The sequence below is a fragment of the Micrococcus luteus genome, from assembly GCF_022664405.1.
Taxonomy (GTDB): domain Bacteria; phylum Actinomycetota; class Actinomycetes; order Actinomycetales; family Micrococcaceae; genus Micrococcus; species Micrococcus luteus.
Map to the genome: position 1 here is coordinate 1 of NZ_JAKRLB010000024.1, position 24,733 is coordinate 24,733.

Below are 24,733 nucleotides of genomic sequence, written 5' to 3' on the forward strand. Positions count from 1 at the left end.
GACAGCATGCCGCCGGTGCCGGCCGTGGGGTCATAGACGGTGCGGACCGGGTGGCTGCGGCTGCGCGGGGGCCGCGGCCCGCTGCGGGGCCGCCTGCTGCTGCACGGCCTGCGGGGCGGCCGGGGCGGAGGTGACGTCCACCTTGTCGAAGCCCGCGGCGATCACGGTCACGCGCACCTCGTCGCCGAGGGCGTCGTCGATGACCGCGCCGAAGATGATGTTGGCCTCCGGGTGGGCGACCTCCTGGACCAGTCGCGCGGCCTCGTTGATCTCGAAGAGGCCGAGGTCGGAGCCGCCCTGGATGGAGAGCAGCACGCCGTACGCGCCGTCGATGGAGGCCTCGAGCAGCGGCGAGGCGATCGCCAGCTCGGCCGCCTTGACGGCGCGGTCCTCGCCCTGCGCGTGGCCGATGCCCATGAGCGCGGAGCCCGCGCCCTGCATCACGGACTTCACGTCCGCGAAGTCGAGGTTGATCAGGCCCGGGGTGGTGATCAGGTCGGTGATGCCCTGGACGCCGGAGAGGAGCACCTGGTCCGCCTGACGGAAGGCGTCCATGACCGAGACGTTGCGGTCCGAGATGGACAGCAGCCGGTCGTTCGGGATCACGATGAGGGTGTCGACCTCGTCCCGCAGGGCGTCGATGCCCGCCTCGGCGGAGCCGGCGCGACGGCGGCCCTCGAACGTGAACGGACGGGTCACGACGCCGATGGTCAGGGCGCCGAGCGAGCGCGCGATGCGGGCCACGACGGGCGCCCCGCCGGTGCCGGTGCCGCCGCCCTCGCCCGCGGTCACGAACACCATGTCCGCGCCCCGCAGGACCTCCTCGATCTCCTCCGCGTGGTCCTCGGCGGCCTGGCGGCCCACCTCGGGGTTCGCGCCCGCGCCGAGTCCACGGGTGAGCTCGCGGCCCACGTCCAGCTTCACGTCCGCGTCCGACATCAACAGCGCCTGGGCGTCCGTGTTGATGGCGATGAACTCCACGCCGCGGAGCCCCACCTCGATCATGCGGTTCACGGCGTTCACGCCGCCGCCGCCGATGCCGACGACCTTGATGACGGCCAGGTAGTTCTGGGGTGCAGCCACGGTGTTGGTTCCCTTTGTTCGAGATCTCGAGAGGTCCGCGCGAGGCACATCGCCCCGATGATCGGCGGCCACCCGGGGTGGACACCTTCAAGCACAGCGTGAAGCGAGCCTCGCGCGCGTTCGGATCCACCGTACTGGGAGGCCCGCGTCACGCGCAAAAGAAAACGGCGTGTCCACGCGGAAAAGACGCCCTCAACATCAACTTTCACGTGAGACTCGAAGGACGAGCCTCCGCAGTGATGGCACCCCGACTCGCATGAGGCCCCGCGCCCCGACCTTCACCTTCACGTTCTACTGGAGACTCCTGTGGCCCCGGTTCAGCGCGTGATCGGCCGCGTGGGCACGGAGACGTCGATCTCGGCGACGCCGCCCGCCGCGGACCCGTGCCGCTCGTCCGCCAGGAACGCCTCGGCCACGGACCCCTTGAGGCCGGCGTCCTGCGCGTCGCCCCAGACCAGGGTCACCCCACCCTCGAGCGCCAGACGGACCTGGCCCGGGCCCCGGGAGTCGGCCGTCTCGACACGATCCGCCACGGCCTCCGGCAGGGCGGCCAGCACCTCGGCCACCTCGGCGCGCTCCTCCTGCGCCCGCTGCGCCAGCTCCTCCGAGAACGCGGGGAGGTCCTCGCCCTCGAGCCGTTCCTCCGGCACTCCCGTCAGGACGGTGCCGTCTGCGAGCAGCAGCTGCACACCGTCGTCGCCATCCCGCCGGGCCCGCGTCTCATGCTCCCGGACCACGACCTCCAGGCCGGTGGGCAGGCGGGGAACGGTCTGGACCTCGGCCACTCCGGGCAGACCACCGACCAGCTCGCCCACACAGCCGGCGCCGACGCGGGACAGCGGCACGCCGTACACGGGCTCCAGGCGCTCCTGGACCTCGGCGGCGGAGACATGGCGGGTGCCGGTGACCTCGACGCGGTCCACCGCGAGCACGGGCGAGAAGAACACGACCCAGCCCAGGGCGGTCAGCACCGCGAGGACCGCGGCCGCCACACCCCAGCGCGTGGCGCGGCGCCGGCGCGCGGTGCGGCCCGGGAATCGGACCACGGTGGAGGCGTCGGCCCCGGCTGGTGCGACCGGCGGCGTCCCGCGGCCGAGCCTCACGGGTGGGCGACGCCGGGCGCCGCGTCCCGACCGAGCTCGGCCAGCAGGTCCGCACCCAAGGCGGTGACGTCCCCCGCGCCCATCGTCAGGACGACGTCGCCGGCCGTGGCGCCCGCCGCGAGCGAGCGCACCGCCTCGGCGCGGTCCTCGGCGACGACACGGTCCTCGGCGGCGCCCGTGGTGAGGCGGGAGGCGATGAGGGACGAGTCGACGCCGGGCATCGGCTCCTCCCGGGCCGCGTACACGGGCAGCACGCGCACCGCGTCCGCCCCGGAGAGGGCGGCGGCGAACTCGGCGGCGAAGTCCCGGGTGCGGGAGAACAGGTGGGGCTGGAACAGGACGTGCACGCGGGCGTCGCCGGCCACGGCACGGCCGGCGGAGACCGCGGCGGCCACCTCCGTGGGATGGTGCGCGTAGTCGTCGAAGACCCGCACGCCGCGCGCGGCGCCGCGGAACTCGAAGCGGCGGGCCGTGCCCCGGAAGGCCTCCACGCCCCGCACGGCGGCCTCGAAGGCCATGCCCGCCCGGACGGCGGCCAGGACCACAGCGGCGGCGTTCAGCGCGTTGTGCCGGCCGGGCACCTGCAGATGCAGGGTGCGCTCCGGGCCGCCCGCCATCCGGAACGTGGCGCGCTGGCCCACTCCGGTCTCGCCCGGCTCCACCGCGAGGTCGGTGACCAGCAGGTCCGGCGCCACGCCGTCACGGGGCGCCGAGCCGTAGGTCACGACGTCGGCGGCCGCGTGCTCCCGTGCCCAGGCGGCCAGGTCCGCCGCGCCGGCGTCGTCGAGGCAGGCCACGAGGACCCCGCCCTGGGCGGCGGCCGGCAGCCCGCCCGCGAAGTCCCGGAAGACCTGGTGCACCGCCTCCTCGGTCCCGTAGTGGTCCAGGTGGTCGGCCTCCACGGTCGTGACGATCCCGATCGTGCTCGGGTAGTTCACCAGGGTGCCGTCGGACTCGTCGGCCTCCGCGATGAACCACTCGCCCCGGCCCGCCCGGGCGTTGGTGCCGAGCCCGGCGACGGCGGCGCCGACCGCGAACGTGGGGTCCCAGCCGGCGTCGGAGAAGGCCATGGCGGCCATGGAGGACGTGGTGGTCTTCCCGTGCGTGCCGGCGACGGCCAGCACCCGGTGGCCGCGCATGGCCAGGGCGAGGCCCTCGGAACGGTGCAGCACGCGCAGTCCGCGCGCCACGGCGGCGTCGTGCTCCGGGTTGCCCGGCCCGGCGATCGAGGAGGCGATCACCGTGGTGACGTCCCGGCCGAGGTGCGCCGCGTCGTAGCCGACCGTGATCCGGGCGCCGCCCGCGGCGAGCTCGCGCATCACGGGCAGGTCCTTCGCGTCGGAGCCGGACACCGCGACGCCTTGCTCCTGCAGGATGCGGGCGACCCCCGACACGCCGACACCGCCGATCCCCAGCAGGTGCACGCGGCCCAGGTCGGCGAAGCGGCCCTCGGCCGCGGGACGGGTGCTCTCGTCTCGGCTCATCGCCGGGCTCCTTCCTGGGCGGCCGAGCGCACGAGGCCGGCCATGGTGACGTCCGCATCCCGGACGCCGAAGCGGGCGGCCGCCTCCCCCATGCGCGCGAGACGCTCGGGGTCGGTCGCCAACGGGATCAGCTGACGCTGCACCCACGCGCGCCCGAAGGCGTCGTCACGGACGAGCAGCGCGCCCTCCGCCTCCACCACGGGGCGGGCGTTGAGCGCCTGCTCGCCGTTGCCGATGGGCAGGGGAACGTAGACGGCGGGCAGGCCGACCGCGGACACCTCGCAGACCGTGCCGGCGCCCGAGCGGGCCACGATCAGGTCGGCGGCGGCGTAGGCCTGCTCCATGCCCGCCAAGTACTCCCGCTGGACGTAGCCGTCCCGGACCAGCAGGCTGCCGTCGTCCTCGGTGAGGGCCTTGTCCCGACCGGTCAGGTGGAACACCTGCAGACCGGCGTCCAGGAGGTCGCCCAGCGCGGCGCGCACGGTGCGGTTCACGGCCAGCGCACCCGAGCTGCCGCCGGTCACCACGACGGTGGTCCGGTCCGGGTCCAGGCCGAGGGCCTCACGGGCGGCACGGCGGGCGGCCGCCCGGTCCAGGCCGGAGATCTCGGGGCGCATCGGCATGCCCACCCAGCGGGCACCGCGGAGGCGGGTGTCCGGCAGGGCGGTGCCGACGTGCGCGGCCCGCAGGGCGCCGATGCGGTTGGCCAGGCCGGGGCGGGCGTTGGCCTCGTGGACCACCACGGGCACACCGGCCCGGAACGCGGCGAGGTACACGGGCGTGGCGACGTAGCCGCCCACGCCCACGACGACGTCGGCGCGCCGGTCCCGCAGGATCCGGGCCGCCGTGGCGACCGCGGCGCGCATGCGGGCCGGGAAGCGGACGACGTCCATCGACGGGCGGCGCGGCATCGGGACCCGGTCGATCAGGTCGAGCTCGTAGCCCGCCTCGGGGACGAGACGCGTCTCCATGCCGGAGGCGGTGCCGACCATGGTGCACTCGACGGGACCGCCGCCGTCGCCCTCCAGGGCGCGGGCGATCGCGAGCATCGGGGAGATGTGGCCGGCGGTGCCGCCGCCGGCCAGCACCACCCGCAGGGGTCCGGAGGGATGAGAGGTCTGCGTCATCGGGGCTCCTGGAGGGCGGGGGTGGGGATCACGGGGAGGGGGTCGGTGTCCGGCTCGTCCGCCTGCGGGCGGGCGTCCGGCTGCGCGGCACGGCGGCGCTCGTGACGGGCGAAGGCCAGCACGATGCCGACCGCGCTCAAGGACAGGGTGAGCGCGGAACCACCATAGGAGATGAAGGGCAGGGGGACGCCCACCACGGGGATGACCCCGGAGACCATCGCGATGTTGACGGACGCCTGACCCACCAGCCAGGCCAGGATCCCCCACGTGGACAGGCGGATGAACGTGGACGTGGTCCCGGCGGCGACGCGGTAGATGCCGATCGCCAGGCCGAGGTAGGCCAGCAGCACCACCAGCGTGCCCACGAGCCCGAGCTCCTCGCCGAGGATGGTGAAGATGAAGTCGTTCTCGGCCTCCGGGATGTAGCTCCACTTCTGGCGGGACTGGCCGAGGCCCGCGCCCCACCAGCCGCCCGAGGCCAGGGCGTACATCCCGTGCGCCGGCTGGAAGCAGGGGTCGGTGGCGTCCGAGCAGTCCCCCATCCAGGCCTGCACCCGGACCATGCGGTGCGGGGCGAGGAGGGTCAGGGCCAGGATGCCCAGCACGCTCAGCGCCAGGAAGGTGAGGAAGACCCCCCAGTGGGTGCCGGCCACATACAGCACCGTGGCCAGCACGATCGCGAGGATGATCGCGGTCCCGAGGTCGCTGCCCGCCATCACCAGGCCCAGCAGCAGCAGGCCGCCGGGCAGCACCGGGATCAGGGCGTGCCGCACCTGGGTGACGAGGCGGTGCTTGCGCTCCAGGACCGCCGCCGCCCACAGGGCCAGGGCGAGCTTGGCGGCCTCGGAGGGCTGCATCCGGAACCCGCCGATGCCCAGCCAGTTGCGATTGCCGCCCACGGTGACGCCGAGCGGGGAGAACGCGACCAGCGCGAGCAGGATCACGGCCACGCCGAACGCCGGCCAGGCGAGCGCCTTGAAGACGCGCACCGGCAGGCGCGAGAACACGAGCAGGGCCGCCACGCCCGCCACCGCCCAGGCGCTCTGGCGCAGGAACAGCGCGTACGAGCCGCCGCCGGTGCCGATCGCCTCGACGGAGGACGAGGAGAGCACCATCACGAGCCCCAGCACGGTGAGCAGGGCGGTGCAGCCGCTGATGAGCAGGACCGACAGGTCGAGGGCGCGGCGACCCTCGAGGACCCGCCACATCCGGTGCAGGAGCCGCTCCCGGTGCTCGGGGGCGTCGTCGTCCGCGCGGGGGCGGACCGGGCGGAGCTCGATCGGGGACATGGCCCTCCTCACGGGGGAAGCGAGACGGTCGGGTGGGCGGCGGGTCAGTCGGTGTCGGGGGCGGCGTCGTCGTGCACGTCCCAGCCGTGCTCGCGCATCAGCCCGGCGACGGCCTCGATGAATGCGTCGCCGCGGGCCGCGTAGGAGCGGAACTGGTCCATCGACGCCGCGGCGGGCGCCATGAGCACGGTGTCACCGGGGCGGGCCAGGCCGTCGGCCACGCGCACCGCCTCGGCCATCACGGCCGCGCCGTCGGCGGGGCCGGTGCCGTCGGCCGCGGCGAGGGGGGCGTGGACGGGGACGTCCGGGGCGTGCGCGGCCAGGGCAGCGCGCAGGGCCGAGGTGTCCCTGCCCAGGAGCACCACCGCCCGGAGCCGGTGGGCGTGCGCGGCCACCAGCTCGTGATAGGTCACGCCCTTGGGCAGGCCGCCGGCCAGCCACACCACGGAGCTGAACGCCGCCAGCGACGCGTCCGCGGCGTGCGGGTTCGTCGCCTTGGAGTCGTTGACCCACATGATGTCGCGGGAGGTGGCCACGAGCTGGATGCGGTGCTCCCCGCGGTCGTAGGAGCGCAGGCCCTCGGCCACGGCCGCGGGGCTCACCCCGACGGCCCGGGTCAGCGCCGCCGCGGCGGCCGCGTTGGCCATGGTGTGGCGCGGCGCCACCGGGCCCAGGTCGGCGCGCTCGGCCAGGGCGATCGCCTCGTGGCGCCGGTTGTCCAGGAACGCACGGTCCACGAGGATCCCGTCCACGACGCCGATGTCGGACAGGCCCGGGGTGTCCGTGGTGAAGCCGATCGCGCGGCAGCCCTCCTGGACGTCCGCGCGCTCCACGAGGGTGCGGGTCAGCGGGTCCTGCTCGTTGAACACGCAGGCCACCCGCGTGTTCGCATACACCTTGCCCTTGGCGGCGGCGTACTCCTCCATCGAGCCGTGCCAGTCCACGTGGTCCTCGGCCAGGTTCAGCACCGCAGACGACGCCGGGGCCAGGCCGTGCGTCCAGTGCAGCTGGAAGCTGGAGAGCTCGAGGGCGAGCACGTCGAAGCCCTGCGGGTCGCGGATCGCGTCGAGCACGGGGGTGCCGACGTTGCCGCAGGCCACCGCTCGACGGCCGTCCGCCCGCAGGATGGCCTCGACCATCGTCACGGTCGTCGTCTTGCCGTTCGTGCCCGTCAGGCACACCCAGTCGGCGGTCTTCCGGCCGGCGCGCTCGCGCAGCCGCCAGGCGAGTTCGACGTCGGACCAGATCGGCAGGCCCGCCGCGTGGGCGGCCATCAGCAGCGGCTGGTCCGGCCGCCAGCCCGGGGAGGTCACGACGAGGTCCGCGGCGGCGCCGTCGACCTCGGGCAGCGCCTGCGTGGCCGCCCGGTCCAGCAGGACCTCGCGGACCCCCACGATCCGCAGGGTCTCGGCGCGCGCCCGGTTCTCGGGGCCGTCATCGCCGTCCACCACCACGACGGCGGCGCCCAGCTCGGCCAGGGTGTCGGCCACGGAGAAGCCGGTGACGCCCAGGCCCGTGACGACGACGCGCAGGCCGGCCCACCCCGGGGCGTCCCAGGACGTGAGGTCGGCGGTGCGGGCGGTGTCGGCGCGAGGCCGGCGCACCGGTGCGAGCGCGGCGTCGGACGCGGGGCCGGTCACGGGGTCACCCCCGCGAGGCCGCCCTGGCGGATGAGCCAGTCGCCGTAGAAGATCGCGAGCCCCACGGTGACGCACATCAGGGACAGCAGCCAGAAGCGGACCACGACGGTCACCTCGGCCCAGCCCTTGAGCTCGAAGTGGTGCTGCAGCGGCGCCATCAGGAACACGCGCTTGCCGCCGGAGACCTTGAACCAGCCCACCTGGATGATGACGGAGAGCGTGATCGCGACCATGAGGCCGGCCAGCACGGCCACCAGGATCTCGGTGCGCGTGAAGATCGCGAAGCCGGCCAGGGCGCCGCCCAGGCCCAGGGAGCCGGTGTCCCCCATGAAGATCTTGGCCGGCGAGGTGTTCCACCAGAGGAAGCCCAGCAGGCTGCCCGTGAGGATCGCCGCGAGCAGGGCGAGGTCCATGGGGTCGCGGACCTCGTAGCAGCCGCGGGTGCCCTCGAGCGCGCAGGACTGGCTCGACTGGAAGAGCGATATCAGGACGTAGGCGCCCGTGATCATGGCGGTGGCGCCCGTGGCGAGCCCGTCGAGGCCATCCGTGAGGTTCACGGCGTTCGTGGTGGCGGTGGTGATGAGGTTCGACCAGATCACGAACAGGATGACGCCGATCGCGGGTCCGGCGAAGGCCAGGTCGAGCCACGGGATGTCCCGGGCGAAGGAGATCGCCGTCGAGGCGGGGGTCAGGCCCCGCTCGTCCGGGAAGTTCAGGGCGAGGACCGCGAAGGCGGTGCCGATCAGGGCCTGGAGGATGATCTTGCCGCGCGGCGTCAGGCCGAGCGAGCGCTGCTTCGTGATCTTCGTGAAGTCGTCCACGAAACCGACGAAGGCCATGCCCACCGTGAGCAGCAGCAGGATCAGGCCGGAGGCCGTGGGCCCGCCGAAGTCGACGCCGAACACCGCGAGCAGCCCGTGGGTGATCAGGTACGCCAGCACCATGGAGCCGATGATGACCGCGCCGCCCATCGTGGGCGTGCCGCGCTTGGTCTTGTGGGTGGTCGGGCCGTCGTCGCGGACGAACTGGCCGTATCCGCGCTTGACGAGGAACCTGATGAACAGCGGGGTGCCGACGGCCGAGAGGACCAGGCCGAGCACGCCGCCGATGAGCAGTCCGATCACGGTCGGGACTCCTTCGGGGAGGCGGAGGGGGCGGCGACGGCGTCGGCCGTGGCGAGGCGCTCGCCGAGGGCCGCGAGCCCGACGCCGTTGGAGGACTTGACGAGGACGAGGTCGCCGGGGCGCAGGTGCTCGGCGAGGAACGCCTCGGCCTGCGCGGCGTCGTCGACGAAGTGCGCCTCCTCGCCCCAGCTGCCCTCGTTGAGGGCGCCGATGTAGAGCGGCCGGGCTCCGGCGCCCACCACCAGCAGCTGGGCGATGTTCAGGCGCACCACGGACTCGCCCACGAGGGTGTGCTCACGGACGCGGGCATCGCCGAGCTCGAGCATCTCCCCCAGGACGGCCCAGGTGCGGCGGCCGCTGGAGCGGCCGAGGGTGGCCAGCGTCCGCAGCGCGGCGCGCATGGACTCGGGGTTGGCGTTGTACGCGTCGTTGATGATCGTGACGCCGTCCGCGCGGTCGGTGCGCTCCATCCGGAAGCGGCTGGCGGGCCCGAGCCCGTCGAGACCACGGGCGATCTCGGCCGGGTCCATGCCGGCGGCGTGGGCGGCCGCGGCGGCGGCCAGCACGTTGTGCACGTGGTGCAGGCCGGTCAGTCCGGAGGCGACCGGATGCCGCACGGCGGCCTCATCCGTCCCGACCTGCAGGTCGAAGACGGGGCGCTCCTGGTCGTCGGCTCGCACGTCCCGTGCGGCGACGAGTCCCGACGCGCGGCCGGCGGCCACGTCCTCGGCCGCGCGGGCGACGCCCCGCTCGTCCGCGGTGAACCAGGTGATCGGGGCGGCGGTCCGTGCCGCCATGCCGGCGACACGCTCGTCGTCGAGGTTGAGGACGGCGACGCCCTCGGGGCCGAGGGCCTCCACGAGCTCGCCCTTGGTGCGCGCGATGTTCGCCACGCCGCCGAAGCTGCCCGCATGGGCGGTGCCCACCATGAGCACGACGCCGATGTCCGGGCGCACGATGTCGCAGAGGTACGCGATGTTGCCGACGTGGTCCGCGCCCATCTCGACCACGAGGAAGCGCGTGTCCAGCTCCGCCCGGAACACCGTGAGCGGCACGCCGACCTCGCCGTTGTACGAGCCGACCGGTGCGACGGTGGGGCCCTGGGTGGCCAGCAGCGCGGCGAGCAGGTCCTTCGTGGTGGTCTTGCCGGCCGAGCCGGTGATGCCGATGACGGTGGTCGGGGAGTGCTCCCGGACGCGGCGCACGACCTCCCGGGCGAGCGCGCCCATCGCGAGCACGGCGTCCGGAACGAGGATCGCCGGGTGCGCGGCGCCGTCGGGGGCGTGCGTGGCGCGCTCGGCGAGCACAGCGGCGGCGCCGGCGCCCAGCGCGGCGTCGATGAAGTCGTGGCCGTCGGCGCGCTCCCCCGGCTTCGCCACGTAGAGCGTGCCCTCGGCGGTGACCTCCCGCGAGTCGGGGGTGACGTGCACCAGCACGGTGGCGGGGTCGAGGGTGGCCGAGAGCGTGCCGGACACGGCCTCGGCGATCTGGGCTGCGGTGAGAGCGATCATGACTCGATGACCTTACCCTCGCGGGCGGGGCCGGAGCCCGAGGCGGAGGCCGCCGCGACACGGGCGGCCAGGGCCTCGCGCAGGGCCACCCGGTCGTCCAGCGGGACGAGCTCGCCGTCGTAGTCCATCGTGGTCTCGTGCCCGCGGCCGGCCAGGAGGATGCCGTCCTGCGGCCCCGCCAGCTCCACGGCGCGGCGGATGGCCGTGGCACGGTCGGCCACCTCCTCGATCACGACCGTGCGGCCCTCCTCCCGCGCGATGCGGTCGGCCTCGGCGCGGGCGCCGGCGAGGATGTGGGCGCGGATCGGGGCCGGGTCCTCCGAGTGGGGGGTGTCGTCGGTGACGATCAGCACATCCGCCGCCCGGGCCGCGATCGCGCCCATCACGGGCCGCTTGTCACGGTCACGGTCGCCGGCGGAGCCGAACACGATCAGGGTGCGGCCGCGCGTCCCGGCCGCCGCCCGGGCGTCGGCGAGGGAGCGCAGCGCCTGGACCATGCCGTCCGGGTTGTGCGCGAAGTCGACGACGGCGTCCGGCTCGCGGCCCACGACCTCCATCCGCCCCGGGACGGCGGCAGCCAGAGGGCCCTCCCCCGCGGGCACGTCCAGGACCGCGGCGAGCGCGTCCAGGTGCTCCTCCCCCACGGCGTGCAGCACGAGCAGAACCGCGAGGGCCGCGTTGGCCACGTTGAAGCGGCCCGGCAGACCGACGGAGGCCCGCAGCTCCCGGCCCGTGGCCGCGTGGCGCAGCGTGAAGCGGTGGCCGAGGCCGTCCGGCGCGAGCTCGGCGACCTCCCAGTCCGCCCGGAGGCCGGGGTCGTGTTCGGCCAGGGCGCCCGGCGTCGGCGCGGCCGGCCCGAGGGCGAGCGTGGTGACGGGAGCGCCGGCGGCCCGGGCCATGGCGACGCCCCAGCGGGGCCCCTCGCCGCCGTCGAGCGTGATGACGGCGTGGTCGGTGCGAGCGGGGTCGAACAGACCGGCCTTGGCCGCGAAGTACTCCTGCATCGAGCCGTGCATGTCCAGGTGGTCCTGGGTCAGGTTGGTGAACCCGGCCACCGCGTAGCGCAGGCCGGCGATCCGCTGGTACGCCACGGCGTGGGAGGAGACCTCCATGACGGCGGTGTCCACCTCCTCCTCGCGCATGAGCGCCATGAGGGCGTGCAGCTGGGTGGCCTCGGGCGTGGTGAGCGTGGAGGGGACCTCCCGCTCCCCCGCGCGGATCAGGATCGTGCCCACGATGCCCGACCGGCGCCCCAGGGCCTCGAGCAGGGCGGCGGCGAGGAAGCTCGTGGTGGTCTTGCCGTTGGTGCCGGTCACGCCGAGCAGGCGCGGGCCGGTGTCGCCCCCGCCGCCGTAGACGCGGGCCGCCACGGTGCCGGCGGCGGTGCGCACGGCGTCGACCTCGAGCACCGGGACGTCGGCCAGGCCCTGCTCCGCCAGGAGCGCGCGGCCCGCCGCGTCCGTCAGGACGCCGACGGCGCCGGCCTCCAGTGCCGTGGCCGCGAACGCCGCGCCGTGGGCGCGCGCCCCCGGAACGGCGACGTAGAGGTCGCCCGGGCGCACGACACGCGAGTCGAGGCTGACCCCCGTGACGCCGTCGGCCGGGGCCGCGCCGTGGACGTGGGCCGCGATCCCCGCCTCGGCCAGCGCCTGTGCGAGGGCGGGCCAGGCCGCGGCGGGGGTGTGGGAGGGCCGGAAGGCGGCGTCCTGCTGGGCCGGGGTCAGCGGCGCAGGGGGGTCGCTCGGAGTGGTCATGGGGGTGCTCCTGGGGTGCTCGGGGCCGGAGGCGTGGGTCACCACGGCCGGTCCTGCGGATCGTCCACGAAGACGCGGTAGTCGTTCGGCTCGGCTCCGGTGGCGGGCACGTCCGCCTGGCGGAGCATGTACTCCATGATCGTGGCGGCCGCGACGGACACGTCTCGGGAGCCCTGCTTCGACGGCGGCCGATGCATGGACACGGACACCACGAAGCGGGGGTCGTCGAGCGGGGCGACGGCGGTGAAGCCGAGGTTGTAGCCGTCGTACGTGCCGGTGTCGCTCGCGGCCTCGGCGGTGGAGGACTTGCCGCCCACGCGATACCCGGGGATCGCGGCGGCCTTGCTGGTGCCCTGCGTCACGACGGTCTCCATCATGCGGAGCATCTGCGCCGCCGTCTCCTCGGAGACCACGCGGTGGGGCTCCGCGGACGACTCCCAGCGCTTCTCCGCGCCGTCGCCGTCCACCGTGGCGTCGATCAGCCGGGCCGGGATCAGCACGCCGCCGTTGGCGAGGGCCTGGTACATCTGGGCGGTGTGCAGGGTGGTCTGGGTGTAGCCCTGGCCGAAGGCCGTGGTCAGGCGCTGGCGGCCGTCCCACTGTTCGGGCGGGACGAGGACGCTGCCCGCCTGCTGCGGCAGGCCGAGGTCGATGGGCTGGCCGACCCCGAAGGAGCGCATGTACTCGTAGCGCTGCTCGTCCGTGATCTTCTCGGCGATCTGCACCGTGCCCGTGTTGTAGGAGCGCGCGTAGATGCCTGCGACGGTCATGTCGAACGTCGGGTGCGGGGAGAAGTCCCGGATGGTCTGCCCGTCGAAGTCCTGGCTGCTGGGGACGGTGAAGCCGTCCGTGGCGGTGACCTTCCCGGCGTCGACGGCGGCCGCGATCGGCAGCGCCTTGCCCGTGGAGCCCGGCTCGTACGGGGTGCTCATCACGGTGGAGGTGCGGAAGTTCCCCTCGGTGGCGTCGGGGTCGGCGGGGTCCACCGTGGTGGAGTCCGCCATGACGATCACGTCGCCCGTCTTCACGTCCATCACGACGGCGTTCGCCCACTCCGCGTCGTACTCGGCGGCGAGGGCGCCGAGGGTCTCCTGCGCGAACCACTGGGCGTCCTTGTCCACGGTCAGGCGCAGGTCGGCGCCGTCCACGGCCGGAACCTCCTCGAGCGGGGCGTTGGGGATGCGGATGCCGTCTGCGCCCACCTCGAACGTGCGGGTGCCCGGGGTGCCGGTCATGACGTCGTCCTGGCTGAGCTCGAGGCCCTCGAGGGCGGTGCCGTCACCGCCCATGAAGCCGATGATGCTGCCGGCGACCGACCCGTTCGGGTAGGTGCGGCGGTCCACCGCCTCGGAGAGCAGGCCCGGCACGTTGAGCGCCATGGCCTTGTCCCGGACCTCCGGGGTCACGGAGCGACGCACCACGGCGTACGGGCGGGAGCCGATGGTGGCCTCGCGCACCTCCTCCTCCGTCATGCCGAGCACCTCGGCCAGGCTGGCCAGGCGGGAGTCCACGTCCACGAGCACGGTCTCCCGGGCCTCGCGGTCCCATTCGTTGAAGTCCTTGACGAGGCGCTGGTCCACGACGATGTCGTAGCGGCGCACGCTGGCGGCCAGCACGTCGCCGTCGCGGTCCAGGATGGACCCGCGCTGCGGCAGGGTCTCCTGGTGGGTCAGGCGCTGGTCCATGGCCGCCGCGGCCTGCCCCGTGGGGTCGATGCCCTGCACGTAGACGAGCCGCAGTGCGAGCCCGCCGAGCAGGACGAAGACGAGCAGGAGAAGGATGCGGGTGCGCACGGCGGGGTGCCCGGGAGCGGGCCCGACCGTCGATCCGCCGCGGGGAAGGTGCGAGGCGGGACGGTCGATCAACGGTCGGCGGCGTCCTGGTCGGGGGCGGCGGAGGCGTCCTCGCCGCCGAGGGTGCGCGGTCCCTCGATCTCGTCCTGGCCGTCGCCGGCCGTCCCCTGGCGGACCGCGTCCGCGTCCGCCGGCGGCGCGACGTAGGTGGCGGAGATGTCGCCGTCCTGGGCCGCCTGGGCCTCGCCGCTGAACTGGCCCGTGCCCGCGTCCACGGAGGCGGTGCCGGCGGGGGCGACCATCCCGAGGGCGTCGGCGCGCGCGGCCAGGTTCTGCGGCGCCTCGAGGTGGCCCACCTGTTCGGCCAGCCGCTCATTGGTCTCGGTGACGGCCTGCTGCTCCTGGCGCAGGTCCAGGAGGGCGTACTGCCGGTTGGACATCGTGATGTTCATGACGAGCACCGCCGCGAGCGCGGCGAGCACCACGAGGACGCACAGCACGGTCACCCCGGAGCGGGATCGGGGCAGCGGGGCGGGCACCACCGAGAGCGGCGTGCGCTCCTGCGGAGTCGGCCGCGCAGGGGCGACGGGGGTCGACCCGGGGCGCAGCGACTCTGCGATCCGTGCGTGTGCGGCCATGCTCATCTCCTCGTGCAGCGTCATGCCGTGGTCCTGGACGTCCTGATCTTCTCAACCGCACGCACTCTCGCGGAGGAGGCGCGACGGTTCTCGGAGATTTCTTCTTCGGTGGGCTTCTCGGTGCCGCGGGTGAGCACCCGCACCACGGGTTCGTGCTCCTCCAGCACCACTGGGAACCCCGGGGGCGCCGTGGACGTGGCCCACGCGCTCAGGTGCCGCTTCGTGATGCGGTCTTCGAGGGAGTGGTAGCTCATCACCACGAGGCGCCCGCCCACGTGGAGGGCGTCGAGGATGGCGGGCACGGCGGCGTCGAGGATGTCGAGCTCCTCGTTCACGGCGATGCGCAGGGCCTGGAAGGTGCGCTTGGCCGGGTGCCCGCCGGTTGCCCCCGCGGCGACGGGGACGGCCGAGCGGATCACCTCGACGAGGCGGCCGGTGGTCTCGATGGGGGCCTCGTCGCGGGCCCGGACGATGGCCCGTGCGATGGGGCCGGCGAAGCGCTCCTCGCCGTCGCGACGGATGATGCGGCGCAGCTCCTGCTCGTCCAGCTCCGCCACGAGCGTCGCGGCGGAGCGCTCGGCGGTGTCGTCCATGCGCATGTCCAGCGGAGCGTCGTAGGAGTAGGCGAAGCCGCGCTCCCGGTCGTCCAGCTGGTAGGAGGACACACCGAGGTCGTAGAGCGCGGCGTCGACCTTCGTGACGCCCGCGGCGGCCATGGCCTCGGGCACCCGGTCGTAGGTGCCGTGGAAGGGGATCAGGCGCTCGGCGAGGGGGCCGAGGCGCTCGACGGCCATGGCCTGGGCGTGGACGTCGCGGTCGATGCCGATGACGCGCAGGTGGGGGAACCGGGTCAGCAGGGCCTCGGTGTGCCCGCCCATGCCCAGCGTGCCGTCGACGGCGACGGGCGTACGGCCGGCCTCGAGCGCGGCCTGGACGGCGGGGGCGAGGAGGTCGACGACGCGGTCCCGCATCACGGGCAGGTGGCGGTCCTCGGGGCGCGGCTGGCCTGCGTCCACTCTCGACCTCCTGCTCACATCGCGGTCCTGGCGGACCTCGGGCGGGATCCCCATCCGTCCGCCGCCGCGCCTGGCCCAGGGGAAGACGGGTCAGGTGCGGCGGCGTCGGCTGGAGGTCTCGCTCGAGGTCGGGTGGTCATGGTCAGAAGACGCCGGGCAGGACGTCCTCGTCGGTCTCGGAGAAGGCGGCTTCCTGCTCGGCGAGGTAGGTGTTCCAGGACTCCGAGTCCCAGATCTCCACTCGCGTCCCCGCGCCGATCACGGTCACGTCCCGGTCCAGCCCCGCGTACTGTCGCAGCGGCGCCGGCACGGTCACCCGACCCTGCTTGTCCGGGACCTCGTCCGACGCCCCCGAGAGGAAGACGCGGATGTAGTCACGGGCCTGGCGGGAGGACAGTGGAGCCGACCTCATCTGCTCGTGGACCCGCTCGAACTCACGAGCGCTGAACACGTAGATGCAGCGCTCCTGACCCCGGGTCAGGACCAGCCCCTCCGCCAGCTCCTCGCGGAACTTGGCGGGGAGGATCAGCCGGGACTTCTCGTCGAGCCGGGGGGTGTACGTGCCCAAGAACACGGCAGACCCCCTGGCTCGTCAAGCGGTCCCTCCCGACCAAGGTCGGGACCCATGCTCTCTCCTTCCCTCCACATTACCCCACTTCCCTCCACCATCAACCCCGGACGCGGGTCCCGGCGCCACGGGCGTGTCGAGGCCCCCCGAGTCCGGCGCGCCATCCCGCGGGTCCCGGGGCCGGCGTCGCCGTGGAGGGACGTGGAGGACCGGTGGGCCCCGGTGGAGGGCCGCGGCGACGACGGAGCCTCGGGCAGCGGAAAGGCCCCGATCCGGAGCGGATCGGGGCCTGGAGTGGAGGATAGTGGGGGCCCGGCGGGCCAGGCGCTCAGTCGCCTCCGGCGCGCCGCTCGTCCCAGCGCCGCTCGAGGCGGCCCATGAAGTCGCCGCCTCCCTGCCGTCGCGGTGCGCCCGACCGGCGGGCCTCCGGGCCCGAGGCCCCGGAGGCGACAGCGCGCGGCCGCGTGGTCAGCAGGAAGATGCCGGCCCCGATGACGACGACGCCGAGCACGCCCAGGAGGATCGCGTGGTTGGCGACCCCGAGGACCACGACGAGCAGCCCGACCACTGCGAGGACGGCCCCGGCCACGACGCGACCCACGGGCAGCCGATGCCGCCCCGTGTCCGCCATCTGGGTGGCCAGCCGGGGGTCCTCGGTGCGCAGCTGCTGCTCCAGCTGGTCCAGCATCCGCTGCTCATGCTCTGAGAGGGGCATGGCGACTCCTTCGAACGCGGCCTCCGACACCTCCGGGACCGGGAGGGGACGCCCGCGCGTCCGACTTGCCCTCCAGGATAGGACCTGCCGCCCCACCCTAGCCAGGTGGCGACGTCGCCGGCCCCGGAACCCCTCACTCCCGGTCCGGGCCTCCGGGGCCCGGCCGCGGCGCGTCCCGGCGGGCGTCGGCGCGGGCCTCGCGGCGACCCAGCAGCGACGCCGGCCGCACGGCCGCCGTCGGGAAGCGCCGGGCGACGGCGTCCAGGGCGGCCTCGGCACCGGCCCAGTCGCCCGCCTCCGACGCCTCGCCCTCCGTCCCCCAGGCGGGACCGCCGAAGAGCGCCTCCTGGGCCGGAGGCTGATCGGCCTCGCCCCCGAGGCGCTCGGCGCGCACGCCCACGAGCCGGATCGGATGCGGCCGTTCGGCGTGCAGCTCGCGGACGAGCCGCCGCGCCGGGCCGAGGAGGTCGTGGCCCGTGGCGGTCGGCCGGGCGAGGCGGGCGGTGCGGCTGCGGACCGACCCGTCCGGCGCCTTGAGGCGGACCGTGACCGCGCCGGCGGTGACCCCCTCCGCGCGCAGCCGGGCCGCGACCCGGTGACACAGGCGCAGGACCTCCGGGTCGACGCCCGCGACGTCGACGGGGTCGACGTCGAAGGTGTGGTCCGCGCCGATGCTGCGGGCCGCCGGGCGCGGGGCGACGGGGCGCGGGTCGATGCCCCGGGCGAGCGACGCCCACTCCCGGCCGGCGGCCCCGAACGACGCCTCCAGCCGCGCGGGGTCCACCCGGGCGAGGTCGCCGATGGTCGCCACCCCCCGCCGGGCGAGCCGCTCGGCCGCCTTGGGGCCCACGCCCCACAGCCGGCCCACGGGCAGCGGATGGAGGAAGTCCAGGGTGCGCTCCGGCGGCACGATCAGCAGGCCGTCTGGCTTGGCCGCGGTGGACGCCGTCTTGGCCACGAACTTCACGGCCGAGCCGCCCACGGTGCACGGCAGCCCCAGCTCGGAGCGGACGCGCTCCCGGATCAGGTGGCCGATGTGCTCGGGCGGGCCGAGCCGGCGGCGGGCGCCGGCGACGTCGAGGAACGCCTCGTCCACGCTGAGCTGCTCCATCACGGGGGTCACGTCCGCGAGCACGGCCATCACCTCGGCGGAGACGGCCCGGTAGAGCTGCTGGCGCGGCGGGATGACCACGAGGGGCGGGCACAGGGCGCGGGCGTGCGCCAGGGGCATCGCCGAGCGGACCCCGTAGGCCCGCGCCGCGTACGAGGCGGAGAGCACCACGGACCGGCCGCTCGGGGCGGCGACGGCGGCGGGACGCCCCTCGAGGTCAGGCTGTTCGCGCAGCTCGACGGACAGGAAGAACGCGTCCATGTCCACGTGCAGGATCGTCGCCTCATCGCGGGGTGCAGCGGGCGCGGTCTCGGACATGGACCGAGCCTATCCGGGACCGGCGAGCCGCCGCGCGGCGCGGCTAGGGTGGGGCCATGCCCGCCGACGTCGCCGTCCCCCGCCCCCGTCCCGCCGACCAGGACCGCTTCCGCGCCGCCGTCGCCGACGCCCTCGACCGCCTGCTGGCGGAGCACCGCGAACGCGCCCGGGACGTCCACCCGCTGACGGCGCCCCTCGTGGACGCGATCGCGGACCTGACCGCGGGCGGCAAGCGCCTGCGCGCCGTCCTGGCCTGGCTCGGCTGGCGGGCGGCCGGCGGCGAGGCGGAGGACCCCCGCATCGCCGAGGCGGGCGCGGCGTTCGAGCTGTTCCAGGCCGCGGCGCTGATCCACGACGACATCCTGGACCGCTCGGACACCCGCCGGGGGATGCCCAGCGTGCACCGCCGCTTCGAGTCCCTCCACCGGGAGGCGGGCTGGCGCCACGCCGCGGAGCACTTCGGCGTCTCCGCCGCGATCCTCGCCGGCGACGTCGCCCTGGGGATGAGCGAGACGGCCTTCGCGCGCGTCCTCGCCGGCACGCCCCGGGAGGATCGGGCGCGGGCCGAGCTCGAGCGGATGCGCTTCGGCGTGATGGCGGGTCAGTACCTCGACGTGGTGGCCGAGATGGCCCCGGCGGCGCGCGATGCCCGCGAAGCCGAGGCGGCCGCCGAGGCGGTGGTGGAGCACAAGTCGGCCCGCTATTCGGCGGTGCACCCGCTGGCCCTGGGCGGGCTGCTGGCGGGGGCGGACGACGGGCTGGTGACCGCGTTCGCCCGGGTGTCGCTGCCGTTCGGCATGGCGTTCCAGTACCGGGACGACCTGCTCGGCGTGTTTGGCGATCCGGCGACCACGGGCAAGCCCGCGGGCGACGACCTGCGGGAGGGGAAACAGACGGTGCTCATCGCCCGCGCCGTCGAGCTGCTCGCCCCGGACGAGGTCGCCGCGCTCGACGCGGACCTCGGCGATCCAGACCTCGGCGCGGACCGGGTGGCCCACTGGCAGGCCGTCCTCGAAGCATGCGGTGCGCGCCAGGCCGTCGAAGAGCGGGTCGCGGTGCTCTCGCACGAGGCGGCCGGCGCCGTGGCGGGCCTGCTCGCGCACGGCGTCCCCGAGGATGTGAGCGCCGAGCTCACGCGGCTGATCGACGCCTACACGTCGCGCCGCCACTGAGCCGCACGAACCCCGCGGGCGGATGGCCGCCCGCGGGTCGGCTCACCAGGCCAGGGCCTGGGCGCGGCGCCGGATCTCGGTCTTCCGACCGTCCCGGAGCGCGTCGATGGGCCGGCCGGGCAACGACTCGTCCTCGGTGAACAGCCAACGGAGGGCCTCCTCGTCGGAGAAGCCGGCGTCGGCCAGCAGCACGAGCGTGCCCTGCAGGGAATCGAGCACGCCGGTCTCGGTGAGGAACAGCGCCGGCACGGACCGCACCGCGGGCTCGGGGCGACGCACGGCCAGCAGGCGGCGATCATGCACGAGGTTGTGGACGCGGGTCACACGCTGGTCGAGGCGCTCCGCCACGTCGGGCACGGAGAGCCACTCGCCCACGAGGGCGTCGAGCTCGGCGGGGATCGCGTCAGCGGGGACCGGGGTGTCGGAGGAAGTGGTGCTCACAGGCGCCAGCCTACGTGGCCGCCGACGGGCCCGGCCCATCGCGCCCCGGACGGCATAGATCTCAGTATGGTCACGAAGATCACATTCCGATAACATCGCCGAGGCTCCATGGCCGGGCGCCGACGTCGTCGGTCGACCGCGGGGGCCACGGGTCCCACCCGTCACTTCCCCGTCGTGTTCCATCCATCCATCCGATCCGATGCCGAGGTCTGCCGTGCCCCACACCCCCGTCCGCTCCCGCCGCCTGCGCTCCGTCCTGACCGGCGGCGCGGTGCCCCTGCTGCTGCTCACCGGTCTGCCCGCCCAGGCCCACGCCCAGGAGGCGGCGGTGCATACCGTGCGCCCGGGCGACTCCCTCACCCGGATCTCGGCCGCCCGCGGCGTCTCCGTCGCCGACCTGCTGCGGTTCAACGGCCTGGGCCTGGAGACCGTGCTCTACCCGGGTGACGAGCTCCGCCTGACCGGCGCGGCGGCCCCGGCCCCGGCCGCGGGGACCTACACGGTGCAGCCGAACGACGGGTGGTGGGTCATCGCCCGCCGCACCGGCGTCTCCGCCGCGCAGCTGCAGCGGCTCAACGGCATGAGCGCGTCGAGCATGCTCCACCCGGGCATGGTCCTGACCACGCAGCGCACGGCCGCCGCACCGAAGGCCCCCGCGTCGCCCGCCCCGACCACGACCCCCGCCACCGCGCCGGCATCGACGGCCCCGACGGCGGCCGGCGGGACGGTCCGGTACACCGTGGTCTCCGGCGACTCCCTCTGGGGGATCTCCCAGCGGTTCGAGGTCTCCATCCCCCGTCTGCGCGAGCTCAACGGCCTGACGCGGGCCTCGACGCTGCACCCCGGCGACGTGCTCGTGATCTCCGACGGCACCCTCGAGGTGGAGCCGGTCTCCGCCGTCCAGGCGGTCGGCGACACCTTCCTCGGGCGCACCTACGCGCCGCACGTGACGGCCTCGGCGAACGAGAACCTGCGCCTGCTGCGCTCCGTCCCGCAGCCCACCCCCGAGCAGATGCAGCAGATCGTCCGCGAGACCGCCGAGCGGATGGGCGTGGACCCTCGCCTGGCCCTGGGCCACGCGTACACCGAGTCCCGCTTCCGCATGGCCTCGGTCTCCCCCGGCAACGCCGTGGGGGCGATGCAGGTCATCCCGATCACGGGCGAGTTCGCCTCGGAGCTGGTGGGCCGCGAGCTGAACCTGCTGGACCCCCACGACAACGCGGTGGCCGGCGTCGCGTTCATCAAGTACGTGCAGGACCGCACCCCCACCCTCGATGAGGGCATCGGGGCCTACTACCAGGGCCTCGGCGGGGTGCTGGACAGCGGCCTGAACCCGGAGGCACGGGACTACGTGGCCAAGGTGCGCGCCGCGATGGCGATGTTCTGATCCGCCGGCGGCGGACCGCCCCGAGGGGTCCGCCGCCTGTCCTACCCTGGGACGATGAGCAGCGCACGCCGCGACCCCCTCGTGGGGGGCATCGTCGACGGCCGCTACCGGGTCGTCGAGCGGCTGGCCCGGGGCGGCATGTCCACCGTCTACCTGGCCGTGGACGAGCGTCTCGACCGCCAGGTGGCGCTCAAGGTCATGCACCCGCACCTGGCGGAGGACCCCGTCCTCGTCGGCCGGTTCGAGCAGGAGGCCAAGACGACGGCGCGGCTGTCCCATCCGCACGTCGTCGCGGTCCTGGACCAGGGCCACACCGAGGCCGAGGACGGCGACGTGCTGGCCTACCTCGTGATGGAGCACGTGCCCGGCCGCACGCTGCGCACCGTCATCCGGGACCGGGCCCCGCTCTCGCCCCGGGAGGCGCTGCGGTTCCTGCGTCCGCTCGTCGACGGCCTGGCCGCCGCGCACCGCGCCGGGCTGGTGCACCGGGACGTGAAGCCCGAGAACGTGCTCGTCCGCGACGACGGCCGGGTGACGGTCGCGGACTTCGGCCTGTCCCGCGCCGCCACGGCCCACACCATGGCCGGGCAGGCCGTCGTGGGCACGCCCGCCTACCTCGCCCCCGAGCACATCGCCGGGGCGCCCGCCGACGCCCGCTCCGACGTGTACGCCGTGGGCATCATCCTGTTCGAGCTGCTCACGGGCCGCCAGCCGTACACCGCGGCGACCGCGCTGCAGGTCGCCTACCGACACGTCCACGAGCGGGTCCCCGTGCCGTCCACGCTGCACCCCGGGCTCCCCGAGGACCTCGACGACCTCGTGCTGTGGTGCACCGAGCCGGACCCGGCCGACCGGCCCGCCGGTGCCGGCGAGCTCCTGCACCGCATCGACGCCGTGGCGGCGGGCCTGGACCCCGACGAACCGGACCGCCGCCCCGCCGAGGGCCCGGGCACGGACCCGGCGGCGGCCGCCCCCGCCGCCGATGGCCTCGAGGGCGCAGCCCCGGACGGGGACCTGCCGACCCGGGCCCTCGACGCCGGCGACCACCACGCGACGCGCGTGCTCCCCGCCCTGGCTGAGTCCGCCCTCGACGACGACGTGACCGACGTCATCGACACCCGTGCGGCGACGCACGGGGGCGACCCGCGGCCCGCCGCGCGCCCGGCGGAGCCGGTCGGCCCTCTCGCTGTCGACCCCGCTCCGGCGGACCGGCATCCGGGGCGCGGCTCCCGGCGGCGGCTGCGTCGGGCGGCCCGCCGCCCCGCCCTCGACCTCGGCCAGGGCACCGGCCGGGCCGCGGCGATCGGCGCGGCCGTGACCCTGCTGCTCACCGGCGTCGCCCTGCTGCTGGGCTGGACGCTGGGCTCCGGCGGCCTCGGAGTCGGTGGTGTGGCGGTGGTCCCCGACCTCGACGGGCTGGCCCGGGAGGCGGCGGAGGAACGGCTGACCGCCGCGGGCTTCACCGCGGCGGTCACGGCCCGGCATGACGAACTCCGCACGGAGGGCACGGTCGTCGACAGCTCACCCGCGGCCGGGGAGCCGGCAGGGCGCGGCGCCCCCGTCGAGCTCACCGTCTCCGCCGGCCCCGCGCCGGTGCCGGTGCCCGACCTGACCGGCGTCGTGATCCGGCAGGCCCACGGCGTGGCCCGGGACGCCCGATTCACCGTGGAGGTCGCGGAGCGCCGCACCGATCCCGCAGTGCCGGCCGGGGCCGTGATCGAGCAGCACCCGGCCCCCGGCGAGCAGGCGACGCCGGGCACCGCGGTCCGCGTGGTGCTCTCCGAGGGCCGCGCCGTGCGCCCGGTGCCGGACATGACCGGGCAGGATCCGGAGACGGCGCACACGACGCTGGCGGACGAGGGCTGGGACGCCCGCGTGCATCGCCTGCCGCTGCCGCTCTCCGCCCGGGGCGAGTCCCGGGTCCTGCACCAGTCCCCCGCCGCCGGGACCGCGCTGCCGGAGGGCACCGCGGTCCACGTCTGGGTCGGCTGAGCCGGGGCGTGCCCGGCCGCGCGGTCAGGCCCGCGGCGCGCGGCGCTCGGGGTGCGAGAGGGCCTCGGTGACCTTGAACGCCATCTCCAGGGACTGCTGGTGGTTCAGCCGCGGGTCGCACAGCGTCTCGTAGCGGGCGTCGAAGTCGGCCTCGTTGATCGGGTCGGAGCCGCCCAGGCACTCGGCGACGTCGTCGCCGGTCAGCTCGACGTGCATGCCGCCCGGGTGCGTGCCGAGCTCGCGGTGCACCTCGAAGAAGCCGCTGACCTCGTCCATCACGTCCTCGAACCGGCGGGTCTTGTAGCCGTTGGCCGCGGTCACGGTGTTGCCGTGCATGGGGTCGGTGACCCACACCGGCTCCAGCCCCGCGTCCCGGACGCCCTCGACGATGCCGGGGAGCACGTCCCGGATCCGCTCCGCGCCCATGCGGGTGATGAAGGTCAGGCGGCCCGGCTCGCGCTCCGGGTCCAGCCGCTCCGCGAGCTCGAGCGCGTCCGCGACCGTGGTGGTCGGGCCGAGCTTCACGCCGATCGGGTTGCGGACCCGGGAGAGGAAGTCGACGTGGGCGCCGTCCACCTGGCGGGTGCGCTCGCCGATCCACAGGAAGTGGGCGCTCGTGGCGTAGGGGTCGCCGCTGCGTGAGTCCACGCGGGTCAGGGCACGTTCGTAGTCGAGCAGGAGCGCCTCGTGGGCCGAGTAGAACTCGGTGCGGCGCATGGCCTCGAAGTCCACGCCCGCGGCGTTCATGAAGCGGACCGCGCGGTCGATCTCGGCGGCCATCTCCTCGTACTGGGCGTAGGCCGGGTTGGCCATGAAGCCCTGGTTCCACTGGTGCACGCTGCGCAGATCGGCGAAGCCGCCCTGGGTGAAGGCGCGGACCAGGTTCAGGGTGGAGGCGGAGGTGTGGTACGCCTGCACCATCCGTCGGGCGTCGTGCCGGCGTGCCTGCTCGGTGAACTCGTAGCCGTTCACGATCTCGCCGCGGAAGCTGGGCAGCGTGACGCCGTCGCGGGTCTCCGTGTCCGAGGACCGCGGCTTGGCGAACTGGCCGGCGATCCGGCCCATCTTCACGACCGGCATGGAGGCGCCGTAGGTCAGCACCGCGGCCATCTGCAGGATGGTCTTCACCCGGGCGCTGATCCGGTTGGCGGTGGACCCGGCGAACGTCTCGGCGCAGTCGCCGCCCTGCAGGAGGAACGCGCGGCCCTGGGCGACGTCGGCCAGACGGGCGCGCAGCAGGTCGACCTCGCCCGCGAAGACGAGCGGGGGCAGGGCGCTCAGCTCGGCGACGGCGGCGCGGTGATCGGCCTCGTCCGCCCAGGACGGCGCCTGCGCGATCGGCAGCGAGCGCCAGTGGTCCAGGCCGGGGATGTCGGCGGCGCCCTCCGAGATGGCGGTGCCGAAGGCCAGGATCTTCTCGCGGGGGTCTTCAGTCATGTGCACCAGGCTAGGGGCCGCGTGCCGCGC

20 protein-coding genes are annotated in these 24,733 nt (G+C 74.9%); 3 read left to right on the plus strand and 17 right to left on the minus strand.

From position 1 onward, the window contains the following. Positions 1-30: 30 nt before the first annotated feature. From ftsZ to dinB, 15 genes are all read right to left on the minus strand, one after another. Positions 31-1,083 (minus strand): cell division protein FtsZ, encoded by a 1,053-nt coding sequence (gene ftsZ / locus MF605_RS10240; protein ID WP_242821283.1) that lies wholly within the window; start codon positions 1,081-1,083, stop codon positions 31-33. A gap of 317 nt (positions 1,084-1,400) precedes the next feature. Next, entirely contained in the window at positions 1,401-2,129 is a 729-nt protein-coding gene (locus tag MF605_RS10245) for a cell division protein FtsQ/DivIB (RefSeq protein WP_051995230.1), read from the minus strand. 53 nt (positions 2,130-2,182) lie between these two features. After that, positions 2,183-3,670, minus strand: coding sequence for a UDP-N-acetylmuramate--L-alanine ligase (gene murC, locus MF605_RS10250; protein ID WP_036314167.1), 1,488 nt, complete (start codon positions 3,668-3,670; stop codon positions 2,183-2,185). Continuing rightward, positions 3,667-4,797 (minus strand): undecaprenyldiphospho-muramoylpentapeptide beta-N-acetylglucosaminyltransferase, encoded by a 1,131-nt coding sequence (murG, locus tag MF605_RS10255; RefSeq protein WP_036314165.1) that lies wholly within the window; start codon positions 4,795-4,797, stop codon positions 3,667-3,669. The genes murC and murG overlap by 4 nt, the downstream gene beginning before the upstream one ends. Further along, positions 4,794-6,086 (minus strand): putative lipid II flippase FtsW, encoded by a 1,293-nt coding sequence (ftsW, locus tag MF605_RS10260; RefSeq protein ID WP_036314163.1) that lies wholly within the window; start codon positions 6,084-6,086, stop codon positions 4,794-4,796. Before ftsW ends, murG begins: the two co-directional genes overlap by 4 nt. A gap of 44 nt (positions 6,087-6,130) precedes the next feature. Then, on the minus strand, positions 6,131-7,726 hold the full coding sequence (gene murD / locus MF605_RS10265; RefSeq protein WP_036314161.1) for a UDP-N-acetylmuramoyl-L-alanine--D-glutamate ligase: 1,596 nt from the start codon (positions 7,724-7,726) through the stop codon (positions 6,131-6,133). After that, positions 7,723-8,850, minus strand: a complete 1,128-nt coding sequence (gene mraY / locus MF605_RS10270) for a phospho-N-acetylmuramoyl-pentapeptide-transferase (RefSeq protein ID WP_036314159.1) — start codon at positions 8,848-8,850, stop codon at positions 7,723-7,725. The genes murD and mraY overlap by 4 nt, the downstream gene beginning before the upstream one ends. After that, the gene (locus tag MF605_RS10275; protein WP_036314157.1) at positions 8,847-10,361 is read right to left on the minus strand and encodes a UDP-N-acetylmuramoyl-tripeptide--D-alanyl-D-alanine ligase; all 1,515 of its coding nucleotides are present in this window, start codon (positions 10,359-10,361) and stop codon (positions 8,847-8,849) included. The genes mraY and MF605_RS10275 overlap by 4 nt, the downstream gene beginning before the upstream one ends. After that, positions 10,358-12,115, minus strand: a complete 1,758-nt coding sequence (locus MF605_RS10280) for a Mur ligase family protein (RefSeq protein WP_036314155.1) — start codon at positions 12,113-12,115, stop codon at positions 10,358-10,360. The genes MF605_RS10275 and MF605_RS10280 overlap by 4 nt, the downstream gene beginning before the upstream one ends. 38 nt (positions 12,116-12,153) lie before the next feature. Beyond that, positions 12,154-13,908, minus strand: coding sequence for a peptidoglycan D,D-transpeptidase FtsI family protein (locus tag MF605_RS10285; RefSeq protein WP_235186536.1), 1,755 nt, complete (start codon positions 13,906-13,908; stop codon positions 12,154-12,156). 68 nt (positions 13,909-13,976) lie between these two features. Next, positions 13,977-14,570, minus strand: coding sequence for a cell division protein FtsL (gene ftsL, locus MF605_RS10290; protein ID WP_036314150.1), 594 nt, complete (start codon positions 14,568-14,570; stop codon positions 13,977-13,979). Continuing rightward, entirely contained in the window at positions 14,567-15,562 is a 996-nt protein-coding gene (gene rsmH, locus MF605_RS10295; protein WP_036314148.1) for a 16S rRNA (cytosine(1402)-N(4))-methyltransferase RsmH, read from the minus strand. The genes ftsL and rsmH overlap by 4 nt, the downstream gene beginning before the upstream one ends. A 142-nt stretch (positions 15,563-15,704) precedes the next feature. After that, positions 15,705-16,136, minus strand: a complete 432-nt coding sequence (gene mraZ, locus MF605_RS10300; RefSeq protein ID WP_002854575.1) for a division/cell wall cluster transcriptional repressor MraZ — start codon at positions 16,134-16,136, stop codon at positions 15,705-15,707. Between the two features lie 322 nt (positions 16,137-16,458). Further along, complete coding sequence (locus MF605_RS10305) at positions 16,459-16,845, minus strand: SCO2097 family morphological protein (RefSeq protein WP_012750919.1); 387 nt, start codon at positions 16,843-16,845, stop codon at positions 16,459-16,461. A 133-nt stretch (positions 16,846-16,978) separates the two neighbouring features. Further along, positions 16,979-18,274, minus strand: coding sequence for a DNA polymerase IV (gene dinB, locus MF605_RS10310; protein ID WP_041102714.1), 1,296 nt, complete (start codon positions 18,272-18,274; stop codon positions 16,979-16,981). Between the two features lie 56 nt (positions 18,275-18,330). Between dinB and MF605_RS10315 the strand changes: the two genes are divergently transcribed. Continuing rightward, the gene (locus MF605_RS10315; RefSeq protein WP_041104747.1) at positions 18,331-19,446 is read left to right on the plus strand and encodes a polyprenyl synthetase family protein; all 1,116 of its coding nucleotides are present in this window, start codon (positions 18,331-18,333) and stop codon (positions 19,444-19,446) included. A gap of 42 nt (positions 19,447-19,488) precedes the next feature. Here MF605_RS10315 and MF605_RS10320 read toward each other — a convergent pair whose 3' ends face one another. Further along, the gene (locus MF605_RS10320) at positions 19,489-19,887 is read right to left on the minus strand and encodes an Rv2175c family DNA-binding protein (protein ID WP_049158988.1); all 399 of its coding nucleotides are present in this window, start codon (positions 19,885-19,887) and stop codon (positions 19,489-19,491) included. A gap of 214 nt (positions 19,888-20,101) precedes the next feature. On the opposite strand from MF605_RS10320, the gene MF605_RS10325 reads away from it, so the two are divergent. Together MF605_RS10325 and pknB are read left to right on the plus strand one after the other, a co-directional pair. Further along, positions 20,102-21,274: a LysM peptidoglycan-binding domain-containing protein gene (locus MF605_RS10325; RefSeq protein ID WP_041104749.1), complete on the plus strand. Its 1,173-nt coding sequence runs from the start codon at positions 20,102-20,104 to the stop codon at positions 21,272-21,274. A 54-nt stretch (positions 21,275-21,328) separates the two neighbouring features. After that, complete coding sequence (gene pknB / locus MF605_RS10330; RefSeq protein ID WP_230594512.1) at positions 21,329-23,266, plus strand: Stk1 family PASTA domain-containing Ser/Thr kinase; 1,938 nt, start codon at positions 21,329-21,331, stop codon at positions 23,264-23,266. A 24-nt stretch (positions 23,267-23,290) separates the two neighbouring features. Here pknB and MF605_RS10335 read toward each other — a convergent pair whose 3' ends face one another. Further along, complete coding sequence (locus MF605_RS10335) at positions 23,291-24,703, minus strand: class II 3-deoxy-7-phosphoheptulonate synthase (protein WP_036316682.1); 1,413 nt, start codon at positions 24,701-24,703, stop codon at positions 23,291-23,293. Between the last annotated feature and the right edge of the window lie 30 nt (positions 24,704-24,733).